Source organism: Microbacterium sp. NPDC003461 (assembly GCF_053588335.1).
Genome location: NZ_JBSFPT010000008.1, coordinates 14,325 through 29,270 on the forward strand (window position 1 = coordinate 14,325; position 14,946 = coordinate 29,270).

Consider the following 14,946-nt stretch of genomic DNA (forward strand, 5'->3'; position numbering starts at 1 on the left):
CGCGACCATGAGCACACAGCCGCACGGACTGCTCGACCCGCACGCCGTCCTCACCCGCGCCGCCGAGCGCCTCGCGCATCGGTTCGCGGGGATCGTGAACGCCGAGACCGTCGAGCGCGTGGTCTTCGAGTCGTACGCGACGCTCGCGCGCAGCGCCAAGGTGAGCGACCTGCTGCCGCCGCTCGCGGAGCACTTCGCGAACGAGCGCCTCACGGCCCTCGCGCAGTCGAAGGGGCTCGTCGCGAAGCCGAACCCCGAGATCCTGTTCGTCTGTGTGCAGAACTCCGGACGGTCGCAGATGGCGGCCGCGCTGGCGATGCTCATCGCCGGGGATCGCGTGCACGTGCGCTCCGCCGGATCCCAGCCGGGCGAGTTCATCCTGCCGACAGTGCGCGAGGCGCTGACGGAGATCGGAGCCGACCTCTCGCGGGAGTACCCGAAGCCGCTCACCGACGACGTCGTGCGGGCCGCCGACGCCGTCATCACGATGGGCTGCGGCGACGCCTGCCCGATCTACCCGGGCAAGCGCTACGAGGACTGGGCGCTCGAGGACCCCGCCGACCTCGACCTCGACGGCGTCCGGCGCGTCCGCGACAAGATCCGCGCCAGGGTCGAGGCGCTCGTCGCCGAGATCGCGCCGGCCTGATCAGCCGCGCGCCTCGGGATTGTCGCGCACGGCGACGCTGGCGCCCCCGGCGGTCGGCCTCGCCGCGGCGCGCACCGACGGACGCAGGCCGCCGATCCGGCGCAGGGGCGCGCCGATGAACAGCCCCAGCGTCGCGCCGGCGGCCAGGGCGATCCCGACCATGCCGGCCGTGATGAGCGACGAGGCGGCGAAGAGCACGTGCTCCGTCTCGCCGCCCGACTCGACGAGGCCCAGCAGGCCGCGGAACACCGCAGCACCCGGCACGAGCGGCACGATCGCGGCGGTCGTGATCGCCACCGACGGCACGTGGAACCGCTGCGCCACGAGCGCGCCGACGAGGCTGGCGAGCAGCGCGCCGGCGAAGCTCGCGGAGGCCTGGTCGAGCCCGGCGGCGCTGACGGCGGCGAAGCCGCCCCACGCCACGGCGCCGAGCAGCGCGCTGAAGCCGATGATGCGCCCGCCCGAGCCGTTGAACGCGGCGACGGCGATCGCGACGATGATCGATCCGACGATCTGGCCGCCGAGCGACCCGAGGGGCAGCGCCTCGGTCGGCGGCTGCATGCCCACGCCGAGGGCGCGGGCCAGCTCGAGCCCCACGACGATGCCCAGCACGACGCCGAGCGTCTGCAGCATGAGCTCGAGCAGGCGGCCGCCGGCCGTGAGGGCGAAGCCGTCGATGGCGTCTTGCGCGGCGCCGACGACGGCGAGGCCGGCGAGCATCAGCACGATGCCCGATGAGACGACGATCGACGCGCGCACGTCGACGAAGGGCTCGATGCCGGCGCGGGCGAGCATCGCGGTGATGACCGTGAGCACGGTGAGCACGAACGCCCCGGCGATCTGGCTGAAGAACAGCGGCACCTGCAGCTTGGCCAGACCGGCCTGCGTGAGCGCGACGCCCAGGGCCGCGAGGAAGGTGACCGCGAGGATCGACCACGAGGCGCCGAACATCACGCCGACCCCGACGGCCAGCATCGCCTGGGCGAGGATGACGACGACCGGCCGGTAGCGGAACGGCACGCGGCGGATCTGGTGGAAGCGGGTGCGCGCCTCCGCCAGGTCGAGCCCGTTCTCGACGTCGGCGACGAGCGCCTGCAGCCGCTGCAGCTTGGCGTGATCGGGCACCGCCGCCCGCACGACGCGCATGATCGTGACGGGCCAGTCCTCGCCGTGCCGGTGATCCGACAGCGTGATCGAGTTGAACGTGATGTCGACGTGCACGCTGCGCAGACCGTAGGCGCTCGCGATGCGCAGGGTCGCCAGCACGACCTCCTTGGCCGAGGCGCCCACCGAGAGCATCGACTCGCCCACCCGCATCGCGAGGTCCATGACGCGCAGCGCGAGGGCGTCGTCGACGATCGGGATCGCCTCGGTGGCGGCCCTGTCGGATTCGTCTCGGTGGATGGCCCGGCGCACGGACTCGAGGACGCGACGACGACGCTCGCTTGCCATGCCTCCATCCTCCCCCAGCCGACGGACGTGCGGAGGCCCCGCCGCGTCGGGCGGGGCCTCCTCGTGCCTCGGATGGGGCGTCAGGCCGGCGAGCCGGCCAGCACCTCCTGCTCCAGGCGGGCGTAGCTCGTCTCCATCCCGTCGACCATGCCGGTGCCGAGCACCATCTCGCGCGTGGCGGCGTCCGGGTAGGTGATGAGCAGCGACAGCAGCGTGCCGCCCTCGACCGGGGTGAGCGTGAGCTCGTTGCGCGAGGACTCGCCGGGCATGCCGATCATCACCTCGGTCGTCACCTCGCGGTGCGGCGGCTCGGACTCGAGCAGCTCGCCCTCGAAGCCGAACCCCTCGGATCCGTCCTCGCGCGTCCACTCCTGGCGGTAGCGGTCGCCCACGTTCCGCGGGATGTCGGCCACGATCATGACCCAGCCGTCCGGTCCCTTCAGCCAGCGCTTCACGAGCTCGGGCTCGTGGTGCGCGCGCCACACCTGCTCGACGGTTCCGCCGATGACGCGGGTGACGCGCACCTGGTTCTCGCCGATCTGCTGGGCCGCCGCGGGAAGGTCGGCGGCGAAGGTCGCGAGGTCGGCCACGACGTCGTCGATCTGGCTCATCGCCTCGCGCGTGCCCTCCTCCATGCCCATCTCGAGCAGCTGCTCGAGCGCCTCGAGCGAGGGGAAGGTCATGACGCACACGAGTCGCGAGCCCTGCTCGGTCTCGGTGAACGAGAAGGTCATGAGCATGGTGGGCATGTCGGTGTTGAGCGATCCGTCGTCGCGCGCGAAGCCGTCGCGCACCGTGAACGAGCGGCCCTCGTCCACGGCCTCGAACTGCCAGATCCCGCCGGAGCGCTCGCCGTCCGGCCCTGTCATGTAGTAGTGCGAGAACCCGCCGGGGTACACGTCGTGGCGCGTGAAGGTGGCGGGCCAGCCGGGAGGGCCCCAGAACCGCTCGATCTGGCGCGGATCGACGTACGCGTCCCACAGACGCCGCACGGGCACCGGGAACTCGGCGGTGACGGTCATCGTGAGGGCGTCGAGGTCCTTCTCGACGGAGGTGAGGGGCATGATGTGCCTTTCGTCGGTGATGGATGTTCGGTGTCGCGTCGGTCGTCAGTCTTCGGCGAGCAGGGCGTCCAGCTGGGCGACGCGGCCCCGCCAGATCTGCTCGTAGCGCTCCAGCAGCGCCTGGGCGCGGCGGATGCGTTCGGGTTCGCCGCGGACGATGCGCTCGCGGCCCTGCCGGTGCTTGCTCACAAGTCCCGCTCGCTCCAGTACCGCGACGTGCTTCTGCACGGCCGCGAAGGACATGTCGTATGCGGCGGCGAGCTGCGACACCGTCGCCTCACCCGTGAGGGTGCGGCGCAGGATGTCGCGACGCGTCGCATCGGCGAGGGCCCGGAAGATCCGGTCCACCTCGTCGTCGGTCATCTCCGTTTGTACAACCATTTGGTTGTAGGTTACCGCGGCGTGCGTGCCTGTCAAGAGGGGGATCGGCGGCGAACGTTACGCCGCGTTTCGGTTGCGGTGCCGGGTCGGCGCGCGGCGGCCTAACGTGGGTGGAACGCTTTCGTCGAGAGGAACCCGCCGTGTCCACGCCGCTGCAGCACATCGATCCCGCCGAGGTGCGGGAGCGTGCGGCGTGCATGTGCGCGCACGGCGGCGCGTGCTCGTCGTACGCCCCGGGTCACGCGCTGCACCTGATCCAGGCGCGCGTCGCCTCGGCGACGCCGCGCGAGTGGACCGACGGGATCGTCGCGCACGCCGACGCGGTCGAGGGCACCCTGGTCGTGCGCGACCTCGACGGCGGCCTGCACGAGCTGTGGAACGGATCGGGCGCGGCGCTCGAGGCGCCGGAGGGCACGCCCGTCGCGCTGCACCGCCGCTACGGCGTGCTCGCGGTGGGCCGGGCCCAGTTCAACGTGGCGCAGGGATGAGAGAGGCGGCCGTCAGGCGGCCGCCATCATCGAGTCCTTCATCGCCGCGCAGGCGTCCCTGCACGCCTCGCAGGCCTTGATGCACATCTGGCAGATCTCGCTGTCGGTGTGCGGCCGGCACGCGTCGACGCACGCCTCGCACATGGCGATGCACGCGTCGAGCATGCGCATCATCGCCGCGGGCGTCATGCCCTGCATGCGCATCATGGAGCGCATCGTCGTGTGACACATGTCGGCGCAGTTCATGCACGTCGGCGCGCAGTCCATCATCTGCGTCGAGCAGATGGTCGTGGCCTGCTCGGCGGCCGAGCAGGCGTCCATACAGGCCTGCATGACCGACATGTCCATCGACGCCATCTCGGGCATGGACTTCATGTCCTTCGCCATCGCGTCCATCATCATCGCGTCCATCTCGCACCTCGTTTCTCGGGGTCTCAGGCGAGCGGGAGCGCCCGTCTCGCGGCCAGGATAGAGCGGCCCCCGCCGGGCGCGGAACCCCTTGCGCGCACCCTCGGTTGCCGAGCGGAGCTGCCGCAGGCCGCGGAGATGATCCGCTTCTTCCCCTGTGGGCGTGACCGCCGCCTACTCCGCGCGGGCGGCGGAGTACACCGAGCTGCTGGGCAGCATGGGCGCCGTCCACCCCTCGGATCGGCAGCTCATCGACTCCTGGGCCGCCGCGGTCGACGGGCGCGTGCTCGACGCCGGCTGCGGCCCCGGCCACTGGACCGGCCACCTCGCCGGGCGCGGTCTGGACGCCCGCGGCATCGACCTCGTGCCGTCGTTCGTCGAGCACGCCCGCGCGGCCTACCCTGGCGTGCGCTTCGACCTCGAGAGCATCGAGGACATCGCCGAGCCCGACGGCGCCCTGGGCGGCGTGCTCTCGTGGTTCTCGACCATCCACCACGAGCCGTCGCGCATCGCGGCTCCGCTCGCGGAGTTCGCCCGCGTGCTGCGCCCGGGCGGCCTGCTCGTGCTCGGGTACTTCGACGGCACCGCGGTCGAGCCGTTCGACCACGCCGTCGCGCCCGCCTACCGCTGGCCAGCCGACGCGCTGGAGCACCTCCTGCGCGAGGCCGGCTTCGAGGTGCTGGAGACCCACCGCCGCACGTCGCGCGAGCACCGGCCGGTGGGGGCGATGCTGTGCCGGCGAGTCAGCCCTCGTCCGGCATCGTGCAGGTCGTGAGGAACTCGATCAGCCTGGTGCCGTCGTCCGTGCGGAACAGCTCGTCGAGTGCCACGTTGAACTCCTCCTGTCGCGCGTACGGGATGCTCACGGGTTCGAAGCCCGCCTGGATCAGCGCACCCGTCATCATGATCCGGGCCGTGCGCTTGTTCCCGTCGAAGTAGAACTGCGACCTCGTCGCCGAGGCGAAGTACACCAGCGCACGCGCCCTCGGGTCGCCGAGCGTGCCGAGGCCGGCGAGCAGGTTCGTGTAGTCCGCCTGCAGCTGCTGCCCACCATCGCCGGCCGGGTCGCCCTCGACGGTGCCACCGCCGGCGAGCCGCACGGCGCCGCCGCCGTTGACGCTCCCCTCACCGCGGAAGCTGCCCGATTCGATCGCCTCGTGCCGGGCGACCACACCGTGGATGCGGTCGCTGATCTCCTTGCGCAGGGAGAAGGTCCCGTCGCGCACGGCACCGACCATCAGCTGCATGCCCTCGCTCAACGCGAGGATCTGCTCGGCCTCCTCGATCCTCTTCCCGCCGACGGTGACGCCGTCGAGCAGCGTTCGCACCTGCGGCAGGGTGAACGTGTTGCCTTCGAGCGCCGCGGCGTTCCACACCAGCTCCGGAAGCGCCTTCTCGAGCCGGAACAGGGAGCGCTCGACGGGCGAGGGCTTGATGAGGTCGAAGTCGATCGCACCGGGTCGCCAGGTGATCCGTCCGGTCTTCAGTTCGCGGATCGCATCGCCGGCGAGCGCGTCGCGAGCGCCAGGACCCGTCTGCTGACGCGCTCGATTCTCGGCGGCTCGACGCGCGAAGTCGGCGGAGGTCAGCCCCCACTTCTTCTGTGGGGGTCGCTTCGGGTTCTGCTCGTCACCCATCGCCCGTCACCACCCGTCCGTGATCTCGTTCGCGAGCTCGTCGTATCCGAGCCCATGCAGGTCGATCACGGCCTGGATCGGCGACACGACCCTCTGATCCCACACGGGCGGCTGGATCATGTCGACGAAGTACGCCGCCATCGTCGGCGCCAGAAGCACGCCGGCCGGCTGGTACTCGCCCACCTCGCGCAGCGTCGCGGCCAACCGCTCCGCCACCGCGTCGGCATCACTCGTCCACACCACCACGGGGCCCGGATCCGGCGCGTGGCCGAGATAGACCCGCGCCGCAGCCACTCCGGAAAGCGCACCGAGACCGGCCCCGAGCGCGCTGCCCGCGATCTCGACGATCCGCTCCTGCGAGACGCCCGCCTTCGGGGCGAAGAACCGGGCGCCCTTGCGGTGCTGCGGGGCGGAGAGCCGGCCCGCCAGCTCCAGCAGCCGCTTCGGGTCGCTGCCGCCCTGTCTCTCGAGCCGCGCGATCCACTCGGTGATGGCCGCGACGTCACCGGCGCGGATCAAGTCCCACCCCTCGAGGTCTTCCGAGCCCGGGGTGGCGGGGTCGAGCAAGACGCGCGCCGCCACCGCGGCGGCCGGGTCGCTTGCGGGAACCAGCGTCACCTCGAGGTCGTAACCGGCGGCCAGAGCAAGCTCTCGCAGCGTCGCCATCGTCGGAGAGGACACCCCATCGCGCACACGCCGGATGGTCGCGCGCGACAGCCCGGTCGCGCGCGCCGTCGCGCTCGGCGCGCTTCCGAGGCTTTCGATCAGGAATGGGACATCCATGTCGCGAGGGTATCAAGAATGTCGCATCCGAGGCATTCGCGAGGTCGTCCGATAGGTGGCGCGCGAGGCGGGAAGGCAGATTGTCGTAGCTCCCTGGGCCCGACACCGCGCCGACGCGGGGGATCAGCCATCGCGCCCTCACCTGGCCGACAGGGTGAAGCCGCTCCGGTACTCACGCATATCGGAGGGGGATCCAAGCACGAGCACGAGAACCATCACCGGGATGCTGGCCAAGGAGTACTGCGGCTCCGCCGACTGACGGCACAGCCGAAGCGTCACCCCGCGAACAGGCGGCGCAGCGCCTCCCATCGCTCCGCCACGACGAAGACCGGCACCCTCGAACGGTCGGCGACGTCGACGGCGACCTCCCGCCCACCCTGCTGGCTGCGGCCCGTGTGCACGTCCACCCACTCCCCCGGCGGGAGGTACACCGACCAGCTCGTCGCGCCGGGCTCGAGCACGGGCGCCACGAGGAGGTCGTCCCCCAGCATCCACTGCACGGGGTGGCGCCACACCTCCTCGTCGGCCGGATGATCGAAGAACAGTGGGCGCATGAGCGGCGCAGAGGTGTCGAGCGTGCGTCGCGCCGATTCCGCAAGATAGGGGACAAGCCGCTCGCGCAGGGCGACGAGCTCGCGCACCTCCTCGATCACGGCAGCGTCCCCGGTGCGCTCGGCGATGTTCCAGGGCGTGCGGTCGTTCGAGGGGCTGCGGTGGTGGTTGAACTCGGAGTGGTACTGCATGATCGGCACGAAGACGCTCGCGGCCATCGCCCGCACGTACAGCTCCGCGTCGGGGATCGGCCCCGAGAAGCCGGCGATGTCCCAGCCCCAGTACACGATTCCGCAGGATGCGGCGGAGAGCCCCGCGATCATCGACCAGCGGAAGGCCTCCCACGTGGAGTTCTCGTCGCCGGCCCAGAACGCTCCGTGAGCGGGTGAGCCGGTGAACCCGGCGCGGCTGAAGGTGACCGGTGCCTTCCCGGCCGACTCGAGCAGTCGCCCGTACGCGGCGGCGTAGGCGACGGGGAAGCGATTGTTCGACTCGTCCCCGCCGGAGCCGTCGAGGTAGACCAGGTCGGTGCCCCAGGCGTGCTCTCCCCCGTCGGTCTTGAACCCGTCGATGCCGACCTCCTCGACGAGATACCGGCGCTTCTCGGTCCACCACTCGGCGGCGCGCTCGTCCGTGAGGTCGGGCATCAGCGACAGCGGGAACCACCATCCGCGGTTGCGGTAGGGCCGAAGGCTCCCGTCGGGGGCGGCCTCGCGAATGAGGACACCGGCTTCGAGGGCGGCTCTCGCGTCGGCCGCGGCCTGGCCGGTCGGATGCGGTCGCAGCTTCAGCAGCGGGATCTGCCACAGGTGCACGCGCACGCCGTCGGCGTGCAGCGCGTCGACCATCCCCTTGGGGTCGGGCCAGGCACCATCCGGCGGGAACGTGAAGTCGGAGAGCCGCATCGGGCCGCCGTCCTCGCGCACCTCGTACTGGGCATCGCGGAAGATCGTGAAGCTCTTCTCGTCGCTCCACGCCTCGATCACGACATTGCGGACGGGGATGCCGTGCTGTCGGTGCAGCGCCATCTGCCGCTCGACTTCGGCCTGCGTGTTCCACTCGTTGCCGCTCGCCCAGAGCCCGAAGACCCAGTCCGGCAGTTCCCGGGGCCGTCCGGTCTCGCCGAGGAAGGCGTCGAGCACGGCGGACGGCGATCCGGAGTAGAGCGCCAGTTCGACCACGTCCTCCGCGTCGGAGGGCGCGTCGACCTCCGCTTCGACCTCGAGCCGGTCGGCATCTGTTCGTCCCACGTCGAACCACACTCGCCGCGAGGTGCGCACGTGAAAGCCCCACCCGTCCGCGCCCACGACATGGGCGAACGGCATCGGCAGGTAGGTGCGGCGGTGTGCTCCCTGGCTCTTGTACTGCTCGAACACGACGGAGTCGAGGCTCTGCCCGCGGTGATCGAGCGCGTCGTAGCGCTCACCGAATCCCGCGACGTGCTCGCCCGGCGCGAGCGGGAGGGCGAAGCGGACGCGGCGCACCCGTTGCCCGTCGTCGAGCACCTCGACGCTGCCCGGTACGACGGAGCGCGCGGAGCCGTCGACCGCGAGGGTCGCGTCGGAAGCGGCCCGCCAGCCCGCAGCACGGGACTCGAACCACCGGGTGCGCTGCTCGCGGCCCGCAGCGTCGGTGCCGGTGAACCGGTAGCGGATCACGCTTTCCGCCGCGGGGGCGGTCAGGACGAGCTGCCACCCGCCCGCGGTGCGAGCCGTGCGGGCCTGGGCCGAGGCGAGGTGCCCGCCGTCGACCGCCTGGCCGCGTGACGAGCGCACGACCCGCTCGAGCGGAAGCGTCGTCGCGGCGCCGTCGATCACCACCTCAGCGGTGACCGCCTCGATCTCGCCCGACGTCCTCACGCCGAGCCGCAGCGGCTCGCCGGCGACGGGGTGGACGGGGCTGCGCTGCTCGGTGTCATCGGAGTAGGGGTGGCCCGAGCCGGAGGGGCGGTGGCGGATCACGCGGCGATCTCCTTCCGGTCAGCGCCGATCTCCGTGGCGAGACGCAGCACCATCGCGTGGCTCCACAACAGCGGAGTCGCGACGGGACCCCAGCGGTCGAGCCATTCCTGGCGGTACTCGGGTGCGAGGAGGTGGCCGTCGACCTGCTCCGGCAGCATCCCCTCGTCGTTCGCAGTGGATGCGGCCCAGTCCAGCAGCCGGCGCGCGCTCTCGCGGTCCCGCGCCGCGGCATAGGCCAGTCCGAGGAAGCACGACAGCAGCGGCCAGCGGCCGCCGCCGAAGAAGGTGTCGGCACGGAAGCGGTGCACGCCGCCCTCGACCTCGAGCTGCTCGGAGACCGCCCGCAGCGTCCCCTCTGCGAGGGGGGATGCCGGGTCGATCACGCCGAGTGGCGCGATCAGGGCGCTGAGACTGCCGTCGACCTCGGTCGAGCCGACCCACTTCACGAGGTGCCCGTCCGCGACGCCGACGTCGAGAAGGCGCGCGCGCACCCGCTCGGCGCCGATCCGGGCGCGCTCCGCCCGATCGCCGAAGACGAGGCCCGACTCGGCGGCGGCGGACAGCCCCGCCGCGATGCAGCCGAGGGTCGAGATGTGCACCTGCTCGAGGTGCTCCTCCCACCAGTCATAGCAGGGTCGCTCCCACGAGCTCAGCAGATAGTCGACGGTGAGCGCCGCTGCCGCCGTCCATCCGCAGAGGTCGACGCCGTGCCGCTCGACGTGCTCGGCCGCCGCCCACAGCCACGTGCCATAGCCGTCGAGCTGGAAGTCCCACCACTCGTCGCCGCCGGGAGCGCCGTCGAAGGTGAAGCGCGCCGGCAGCATCCTCTCGTCGGGCAGAGGCCGCCCCGCTGCCTGCGCGGCGACGATCTCGAGGATGCGGTCCTCGTTTCGCTCGATCACCATCGCGCACCAGTCGAAGAAGCGGGTGGCCGACTCGATCTCCCCCGCGGCCGAAGCGCCGTCGGCGATGAACGCGCCGTCACGCAGCCAGCAGTACCCGCGGTACGCCGAGAACGTCGGGGAGGCCGGGTACGCACCGTTCGGCAGCTGCAGCGAGGTGATGACCGCTCGGGAGTGATCCAGGAGCGCGTCGATGGCGACGGGAGGTTTCGTGGTCATGAGTCCTTGGTCCAGTCCGAAAAGGAGCCCTGGAGCGGGCGGGGCTCCCGCTCCAGGGCCGGGATGATCAGCCGAGCAGCGGGGTGACGCGCTCTTCCGCGTCGGAGAGTGCCTGCTCGACGCTCTTGCGGCCAGCGGCGGCCTCGGTGAGTTCCTCCGTGACGATGTCCTGCATCTCGGTCTGACCGTCACCGATCGACGGCGCGAGCACCACCTCGTCGAGGGAGTCGAACACGGCCTGACGGTTCGTCGGCGGCGTCATCTCGAGGTAGGGGCTCAGTGCTCCCTCGTCCGCGATGGGAGGAAGCTCCCAGCCAGCCTCCAGTCGCGTGTCGACCGCCGTCTGCGAGGCGGTGAGGAACTCGGCGAACGCGGTGGCCTCCTCGATGTGCTCCGAACCGGCCGAGACGCCGACGGCGTTCGAGAACAGCGCGCTCGCGTGCTGGGTGTCGCCGGGCTCGACCGCGATGTCCCACGTGAAGTCGGTGTCGGCGAGGGTGCTGAACATCCAGATGCCGGTGTGCCACATCGCGAGCTTGCCGTCGGCGAACAGCGTGCTGTCGAAGTCAGGCGTGCCGGCGCCCTGTTCGGCGGTTGGCATCGTCGTGCCACTCTTGTCGACGAGCCACTGCGCGGCCCGGATGCCCTCCGGCGAGTTGAACGCGACCGACGAGCCGTCTTCGCTGAGGAACTCCCCGCCGGCCTGCGCGAGCACCTTGTAGAACTCGTTGTAGGTGATGGGCTGGTAGTCACCCCACACTCCGGCGCCGACGTCGGTGAGTTTCTCGGCCGCTGCCTTCTCGTCCTCCCAGGTCCAGTCGGCCGTGGGGTATTCGAGACCGGCCGCGTCGAAGAGGTCGGCGTTGTAGTAGAGCACGACGTTCGAGAACGAGGTCGGCAGGGCGTACTGCGTGCCGTCGGTCGCGTACGACTCCGCGAGCGAGGTCTGGTAGACGCTCGTGTCGACGCCCTCGAGCGGCGCGAGCACGCCGCTCTCCTGGTAGGAGGCGTAGTTGGCCAGCTCGATGTCGAAGACGTCCGACACCGTGCCGCCCGCGAGGTCGGTCTGCAGCGCGGTGAAGTAGTCGGCGTACGGCAGGGTCGTCACCTCGACGGTGACGTTCTCGTTCTCGGCCTCGAAGGCGTCGACGATCTTCTGCAGGTTCTCCTCGTTGCCACCGGCCGAGATGAAGTTCGTGTACGTGATGGTGACGGGGCCGCCCTCGTCACCGGATTCGGTTCCTCCGGCGCAACCGGCCAGGACGAGGCCGGTCGCGGCGACGATGCCTGCCGCAGCGAAGGGTGCTGTGCGACGCATGGGATATCTCCTTTGATAGTTGGATGCGGGCGAGGTGAAGGGTCACTTGATTCCGCTGCTTGCGACGCCTTGGATGACGTAGCGCTGCGCGAAGAGGTAGATGGCGAGCATCGGGAGGATGCTGACGACGGAGCCGGCCATCATGACGTCCCACTCGGTCGTGTACTGGCCCTGCAGGCCGGCGAGCGCGAGGGGAAGGGTCTGCAGCTCCTCGGAGCGCAGGATGATGAGCGGCCACAGGAAGCTGTTCCAGCTGTTCATGAACGAGAAGACCGCGAGCGTCGCGAGCGCCGGCCCGACGAGCGGCAGCACGACCGTGCCGAAGATGCGGAAGTGCCCCGCTCCGTCGAGGGTCGCCGCCTCGTCGAGCTCCCGAGGCACCGAGTTCATCGCCTGGCGGAGCAGGAACACGCCGAACGCGTTCGCGACACCAGGCAGCAGCACCCCGAGGTAGGTGTCGACGAGCCCCAGGTCGCGCATCTGCACGAAGAGCGGCACGATGAGCACTTGGATCGGGATCATCATCGTCGCCAGGTACAGCGCGAACACCGCTCCCCTGCCGCGGAACGGCAGCCGGCTGAAGGCGTACGCCGCGAGCGAGCTCGTGACCAGCTGCATTACCGCGGTCGCGAGGGCGAGGCCGAGCGAGTTGCCGATGATCCTCGCGAACGGCAGGTCTGCGAACAGCGTCTGGTAGGCCCCGATCGAGGGGTTCTCGGGGATGAGCCTCGGCGTCGCATCCAGTCCCGCGCCCGGCGAGAGCGAGGTGGTGAGCGTCCACAGGAAGGGGAAGAACATCACGAGGGCGCCGACGATGAGCACCGCGGTGAGGGCGGTGCGCTGAACCTTCTCACGCATAGTTGACCCACCTCTTCTGCCCGATGATCTGCACGACGGTCACCCCGAGCACCAGGACGAACAGCATCCACGACAGCGCGGAGGCTTCGCCCGCGGCGCCGTAGCGGAACGTGAGGTCGTAGATCTGCTGCACGACGACGGTGCTCGACCCGGCGGGGCCTCCCCCGGTCATCGCGTAGACCTGGTCGAACACCTGGAAGCCGTTGATGAGGGAGATGACGACGACGAAGAAGGTGGATGGCGACAGCAGCGGCAGCGTGACGTTGAACAGCCGGCGCCAGGATCCCGCTCCGTCGACCTTCGCTGCTTCGTACATCTCCTGCGGGATGGCCTGCAGCCCGGCGAGCAGGATGATCATCACGAAGCCGAGGTCTTTCCATGCAGAGGCGAGGATGATCGAGGGCATCGACCAGGCCGGGTCGGTCCACCACCCGGGGCCCTGGACGCCGAAGACGGCGAGGGCGGCGTTCACGATGCCGACGGAGGGGTTGAGCAGCCACCGCCACACGAGGGCGACGACGATCCAGCTCGTCACGACCGGCAAGAAGTAGACGCCGCGGAGGATGTTTCGGCCGCGGATCCGCGCGTTCAGCCCGAGAGCGAGGGCGAGGCCTCCGACGTACACGAGCGGCAGGTAGCCGACGAGATAGTAGAGGGTGTTGAAGAACGCCCGCTGCGTCGTGGGGTCCTGGATGAGGGCGACGTAGTTGGCAAAGCCCACCCATTCCATGGGCGCGAGGAGATTCCACTCGTGCAGGCTCGTCCACAGTGCGCCGAACATCGGGTAGATCGTGAACAAGGCGAGCGGGATCGCGCTCGGCAGGAGGAACGCGAGGACCGTGAGCGTGTAGCGCCACCGGCTCCTGCGGCGACGGGGCGGGTACGCGACTCGCGCCGCGGGAGCGCCGGCCGCGGAGCGCGGTTCTGCCGTGAGGGTCATCGCCCCGCTCCCTCAGCGTCGGGGCGCACCTGCCGGGCGAGGGCAAGCCGCTCCCGCACGAGACGTCCCTGCTCGCCCGAGCGCCCCTGGGCATCGAACGGGGTGGAGAGCACGAGGGCGGCCGCTCCCTGGGCCCACCGGTCGTCCTGCCAGGTCTCGACCGCGACGGGGATCGCCCTGTTGCGCGGGATGAGCCCGGCCCGGAACGCGGGCTCGAAGCCGAACGACCAGTGCGTCCACGCCTCCGCCCCTTCGCCGAGCAGGATGACGATCTCCGGGTCGATCAGGTTCACCACCCCCGCCAGCACCCGGCCGAGCAGGTGCCCGGCCTGCGAGAACAGCTGCTGCGCGGCTGGATCGCCGCCATCGGCGAGCGCCTTTAGGGCCGGGTAGCCGTCGCCGTCGCCGAGGATTCCCTGCTCGCGGGCGCGCCGCACGAGCGCTTCCTGGCCGATGAGCGCCTCGAGGCATCCGTTGCCGCCGCACTGACAGGGCGGACCGTCCTCCTCCACCGGGATGTGGCCGATCTCTCCGGCTCCCCCGCTGCGTCCGCGGAGCACGCGGCCCTCGGAGATGAGGCCGGCGCCGGCACCCGTTCCGATCGTGATCACGAGCACGTCCTCGTGTCCGCGGGCCTGACCGTGCAGGGCCTCCGCGCTGGCGAGGGCGTTGACGTTGTTCTCGACGAGGACGGGCAGGTCGAGCTCGCGCCGGAGCAGCTCGCCGAGAGGCACCCGCAGCCAGCCCAGCTCCGTCGAGTCGACCGTGCCGACCGCCTGGTCGTCGACGTTGCCGGGCACGCCCACGCCGAGACCGAGCAGGGGGACGCCGTCGCCGGCGGCGATGAACGAGCGGAGCATGTCGCTGAGCTTCGCGATCGCGGTGCCCGTTCCGGCGTCGAAGGGCTCGGTGAGCGATCGCTGCACCCGGCCGTCGATGCTGACCTCGACCGCGGTGATGTGGTCGGCTACGACCTTAACGCCGACGGCACGGCCGGCGTCGGCGACGAGACCGAGCAGCCGCGCGGGACGTCCACCCTGCGAGGGGCGGTGATCCAGCTCGACCAGCAGGCCATCGGCGATGAGCTCCCGGGTGTGCTGCGTGACGAGCGCCGGCGAGACGCCGAGCTCGCGCGCGAGGTCGGCCCGCGAGGTCGGGCCATTGCTGCCGATGTGGGCGAGCATGGCCGATCGCGTCAGATCGGTGCGTGGATTCGGGTGGGCCACAGGAACCCCTTTGTTCAGGACTGAAAGAACGGTAGAGCACAGCGAGGGCGAACGTCAACTCACAGCCTGATCTCCCGGGCCGAGAGCCCGGCGGCCGAACTCACCTCTTGA

General features: G+C 70.8%; 15 protein-coding genes. 3 read left to right on the plus strand and 12 right to left on the minus strand.

Features of this window, described 5'->3' with window-relative positions; translation table 11 throughout:
- Window positions 1-7 precede the first annotated feature (7 nt).
- Window positions 8-646, plus strand: a complete 639-nt coding sequence (locus ACWDR7_RS05130) for an arsenate reductase ArsC (protein ID WP_449853853.1) — start codon at window positions 8-10, stop codon at window positions 644-646.
- On the opposite strand, the gene ACWDR7_RS05135 is transcribed toward ACWDR7_RS05130, so the two are convergent.
- The 3 genes from ACWDR7_RS05135 to ACWDR7_RS05145 all read right to left on the minus strand — a co-directional run bounded on the left by ACWDR7_RS05135 (window position 647) and on the right by ACWDR7_RS05145 (window position 3,525).
- The gene (locus ACWDR7_RS05135) at window positions 647-2,098 is read right to left on the minus strand and encodes a threonine/serine ThrE exporter family protein (protein ID WP_449853854.1); all 1,452 of its coding nucleotides are present in this window, start codon (window positions 2,096-2,098) and stop codon (window positions 647-649) included.
- Window positions 2,099-2,178: 80 nt separating this feature from the next.
- On the minus strand, window positions 2,179-3,162 hold the full coding sequence (locus tag ACWDR7_RS05140) for an SRPBCC family protein (RefSeq protein ID WP_449853855.1): 984 nt from the start codon (window positions 3,160-3,162) through the stop codon (window positions 2,179-2,181).
- 45 nt (window positions 3,163-3,207) lie between these two features.
- A complete protein-coding gene (locus ACWDR7_RS05145; RefSeq protein WP_449853856.1) occupies window positions 3,208-3,525 on the minus strand; it encodes an ArsR/SmtB family transcription factor in 318 nt (105 codons plus the stop codon).
- A gap of 158 nt (window positions 3,526-3,683) precedes the next feature.
- Here ACWDR7_RS05145 and ACWDR7_RS05150 point away from each other — a divergent pair, with 158 nt between their 5' ends.
- Window positions 3,684-4,031, plus strand: a complete 348-nt coding sequence (locus tag ACWDR7_RS05150) for a hypothetical protein (protein WP_449853857.1) — start codon at window positions 3,684-3,686, stop codon at window positions 4,029-4,031.
- Window positions 4,032-4,043: 12 nt separating this feature from the next.
- On the opposite strand, the gene ACWDR7_RS05155 is transcribed toward ACWDR7_RS05150, so the two are convergent.
- Window positions 4,044-4,442 (minus strand): hypothetical protein, encoded by a 399-nt coding sequence (locus ACWDR7_RS05155; protein ID WP_449853858.1) that lies wholly within the window; start codon window positions 4,440-4,442, stop codon window positions 4,044-4,046.
- Window positions 4,443-4,656: 214 nt separating this feature from the next.
- On the opposite strand from ACWDR7_RS05155, the gene ACWDR7_RS05160 reads away from it, so the two are divergent.
- Entirely contained in the window at window positions 4,657-5,214 is a 558-nt protein-coding gene (locus ACWDR7_RS05160; protein WP_449853910.1) for a class I SAM-dependent methyltransferase, read from the plus strand.
- Here ACWDR7_RS05160 and ACWDR7_RS05165 read toward each other — a convergent pair.
- The 8 genes from ACWDR7_RS05165 to ACWDR7_RS05200 form a co-directional block, all read right to left on the minus strand.
- Window positions 5,183-6,076: a hypothetical protein gene (locus ACWDR7_RS05165; protein WP_449853859.1), complete on the minus strand. Its 894-nt coding sequence runs from the start codon at window positions 6,074-6,076 to the stop codon at window positions 5,183-5,185. The two genes, ACWDR7_RS05160 and ACWDR7_RS05165, sit on opposite strands and share 32 nt — an antisense overlap.
- A 6-nt stretch (window positions 6,077-6,082) precedes the next feature.
- Window positions 6,083-6,742 (minus strand): hypothetical protein, encoded by a 660-nt coding sequence (locus ACWDR7_RS05170; RefSeq protein WP_449853860.1) that lies wholly within the window; start codon window positions 6,740-6,742, stop codon window positions 6,083-6,085.
- 392 nt (window positions 6,743-7,134) lie between these two features.
- The gene (locus ACWDR7_RS05175; RefSeq protein WP_449853861.1) at window positions 7,135-9,372 is read right to left on the minus strand and encodes a glycoside hydrolase family 31 protein; all 2,238 of its coding nucleotides are present in this window, start codon (window positions 9,370-9,372) and stop codon (window positions 7,135-7,137) included.
- A complete protein-coding gene (locus ACWDR7_RS05180; RefSeq protein WP_449853862.1) occupies window positions 9,369-10,493 on the minus strand; it encodes a glycoside hydrolase family 15 protein in 1,125 nt (374 codons plus the stop codon). Before ACWDR7_RS05180 ends, ACWDR7_RS05175 begins: the two co-directional genes overlap by 4 nt.
- A gap of 67 nt (window positions 10,494-10,560) precedes the next feature.
- On the minus strand, window positions 10,561-11,811 hold the full coding sequence (locus ACWDR7_RS05185; RefSeq protein WP_449853863.1) for an ABC transporter substrate-binding protein: 1,251 nt from the start codon (window positions 11,809-11,811) through the stop codon (window positions 10,561-10,563).
- 42 nt (window positions 11,812-11,853) lie between these two features.
- The gene (locus tag ACWDR7_RS05190) at window positions 11,854-12,669 is read right to left on the minus strand and encodes a carbohydrate ABC transporter permease (RefSeq protein WP_449853864.1); all 816 of its coding nucleotides are present in this window, start codon (window positions 12,667-12,669) and stop codon (window positions 11,854-11,856) included.
- Window positions 12,662-13,609 carry a carbohydrate ABC transporter permease gene (locus ACWDR7_RS05195; protein ID WP_449853865.1) on the minus strand — a complete coding sequence of 316 codons (948 nt, stop codon included), beginning with the start codon at window positions 13,607-13,609 and terminating at the stop codon, window positions 12,662-12,664. The genes ACWDR7_RS05190 and ACWDR7_RS05195 overlap by 8 nt, the downstream gene beginning before the upstream one ends.
- Entirely contained in the window at window positions 13,606-14,835 is a 1,230-nt protein-coding gene (locus tag ACWDR7_RS05200; RefSeq protein ID WP_449853866.1) for an ROK family protein, read from the minus strand. The genes ACWDR7_RS05195 and ACWDR7_RS05200 overlap by 4 nt, the downstream gene beginning before the upstream one ends.
- Window positions 14,836-14,946 lie beyond the last annotated feature (111 nt).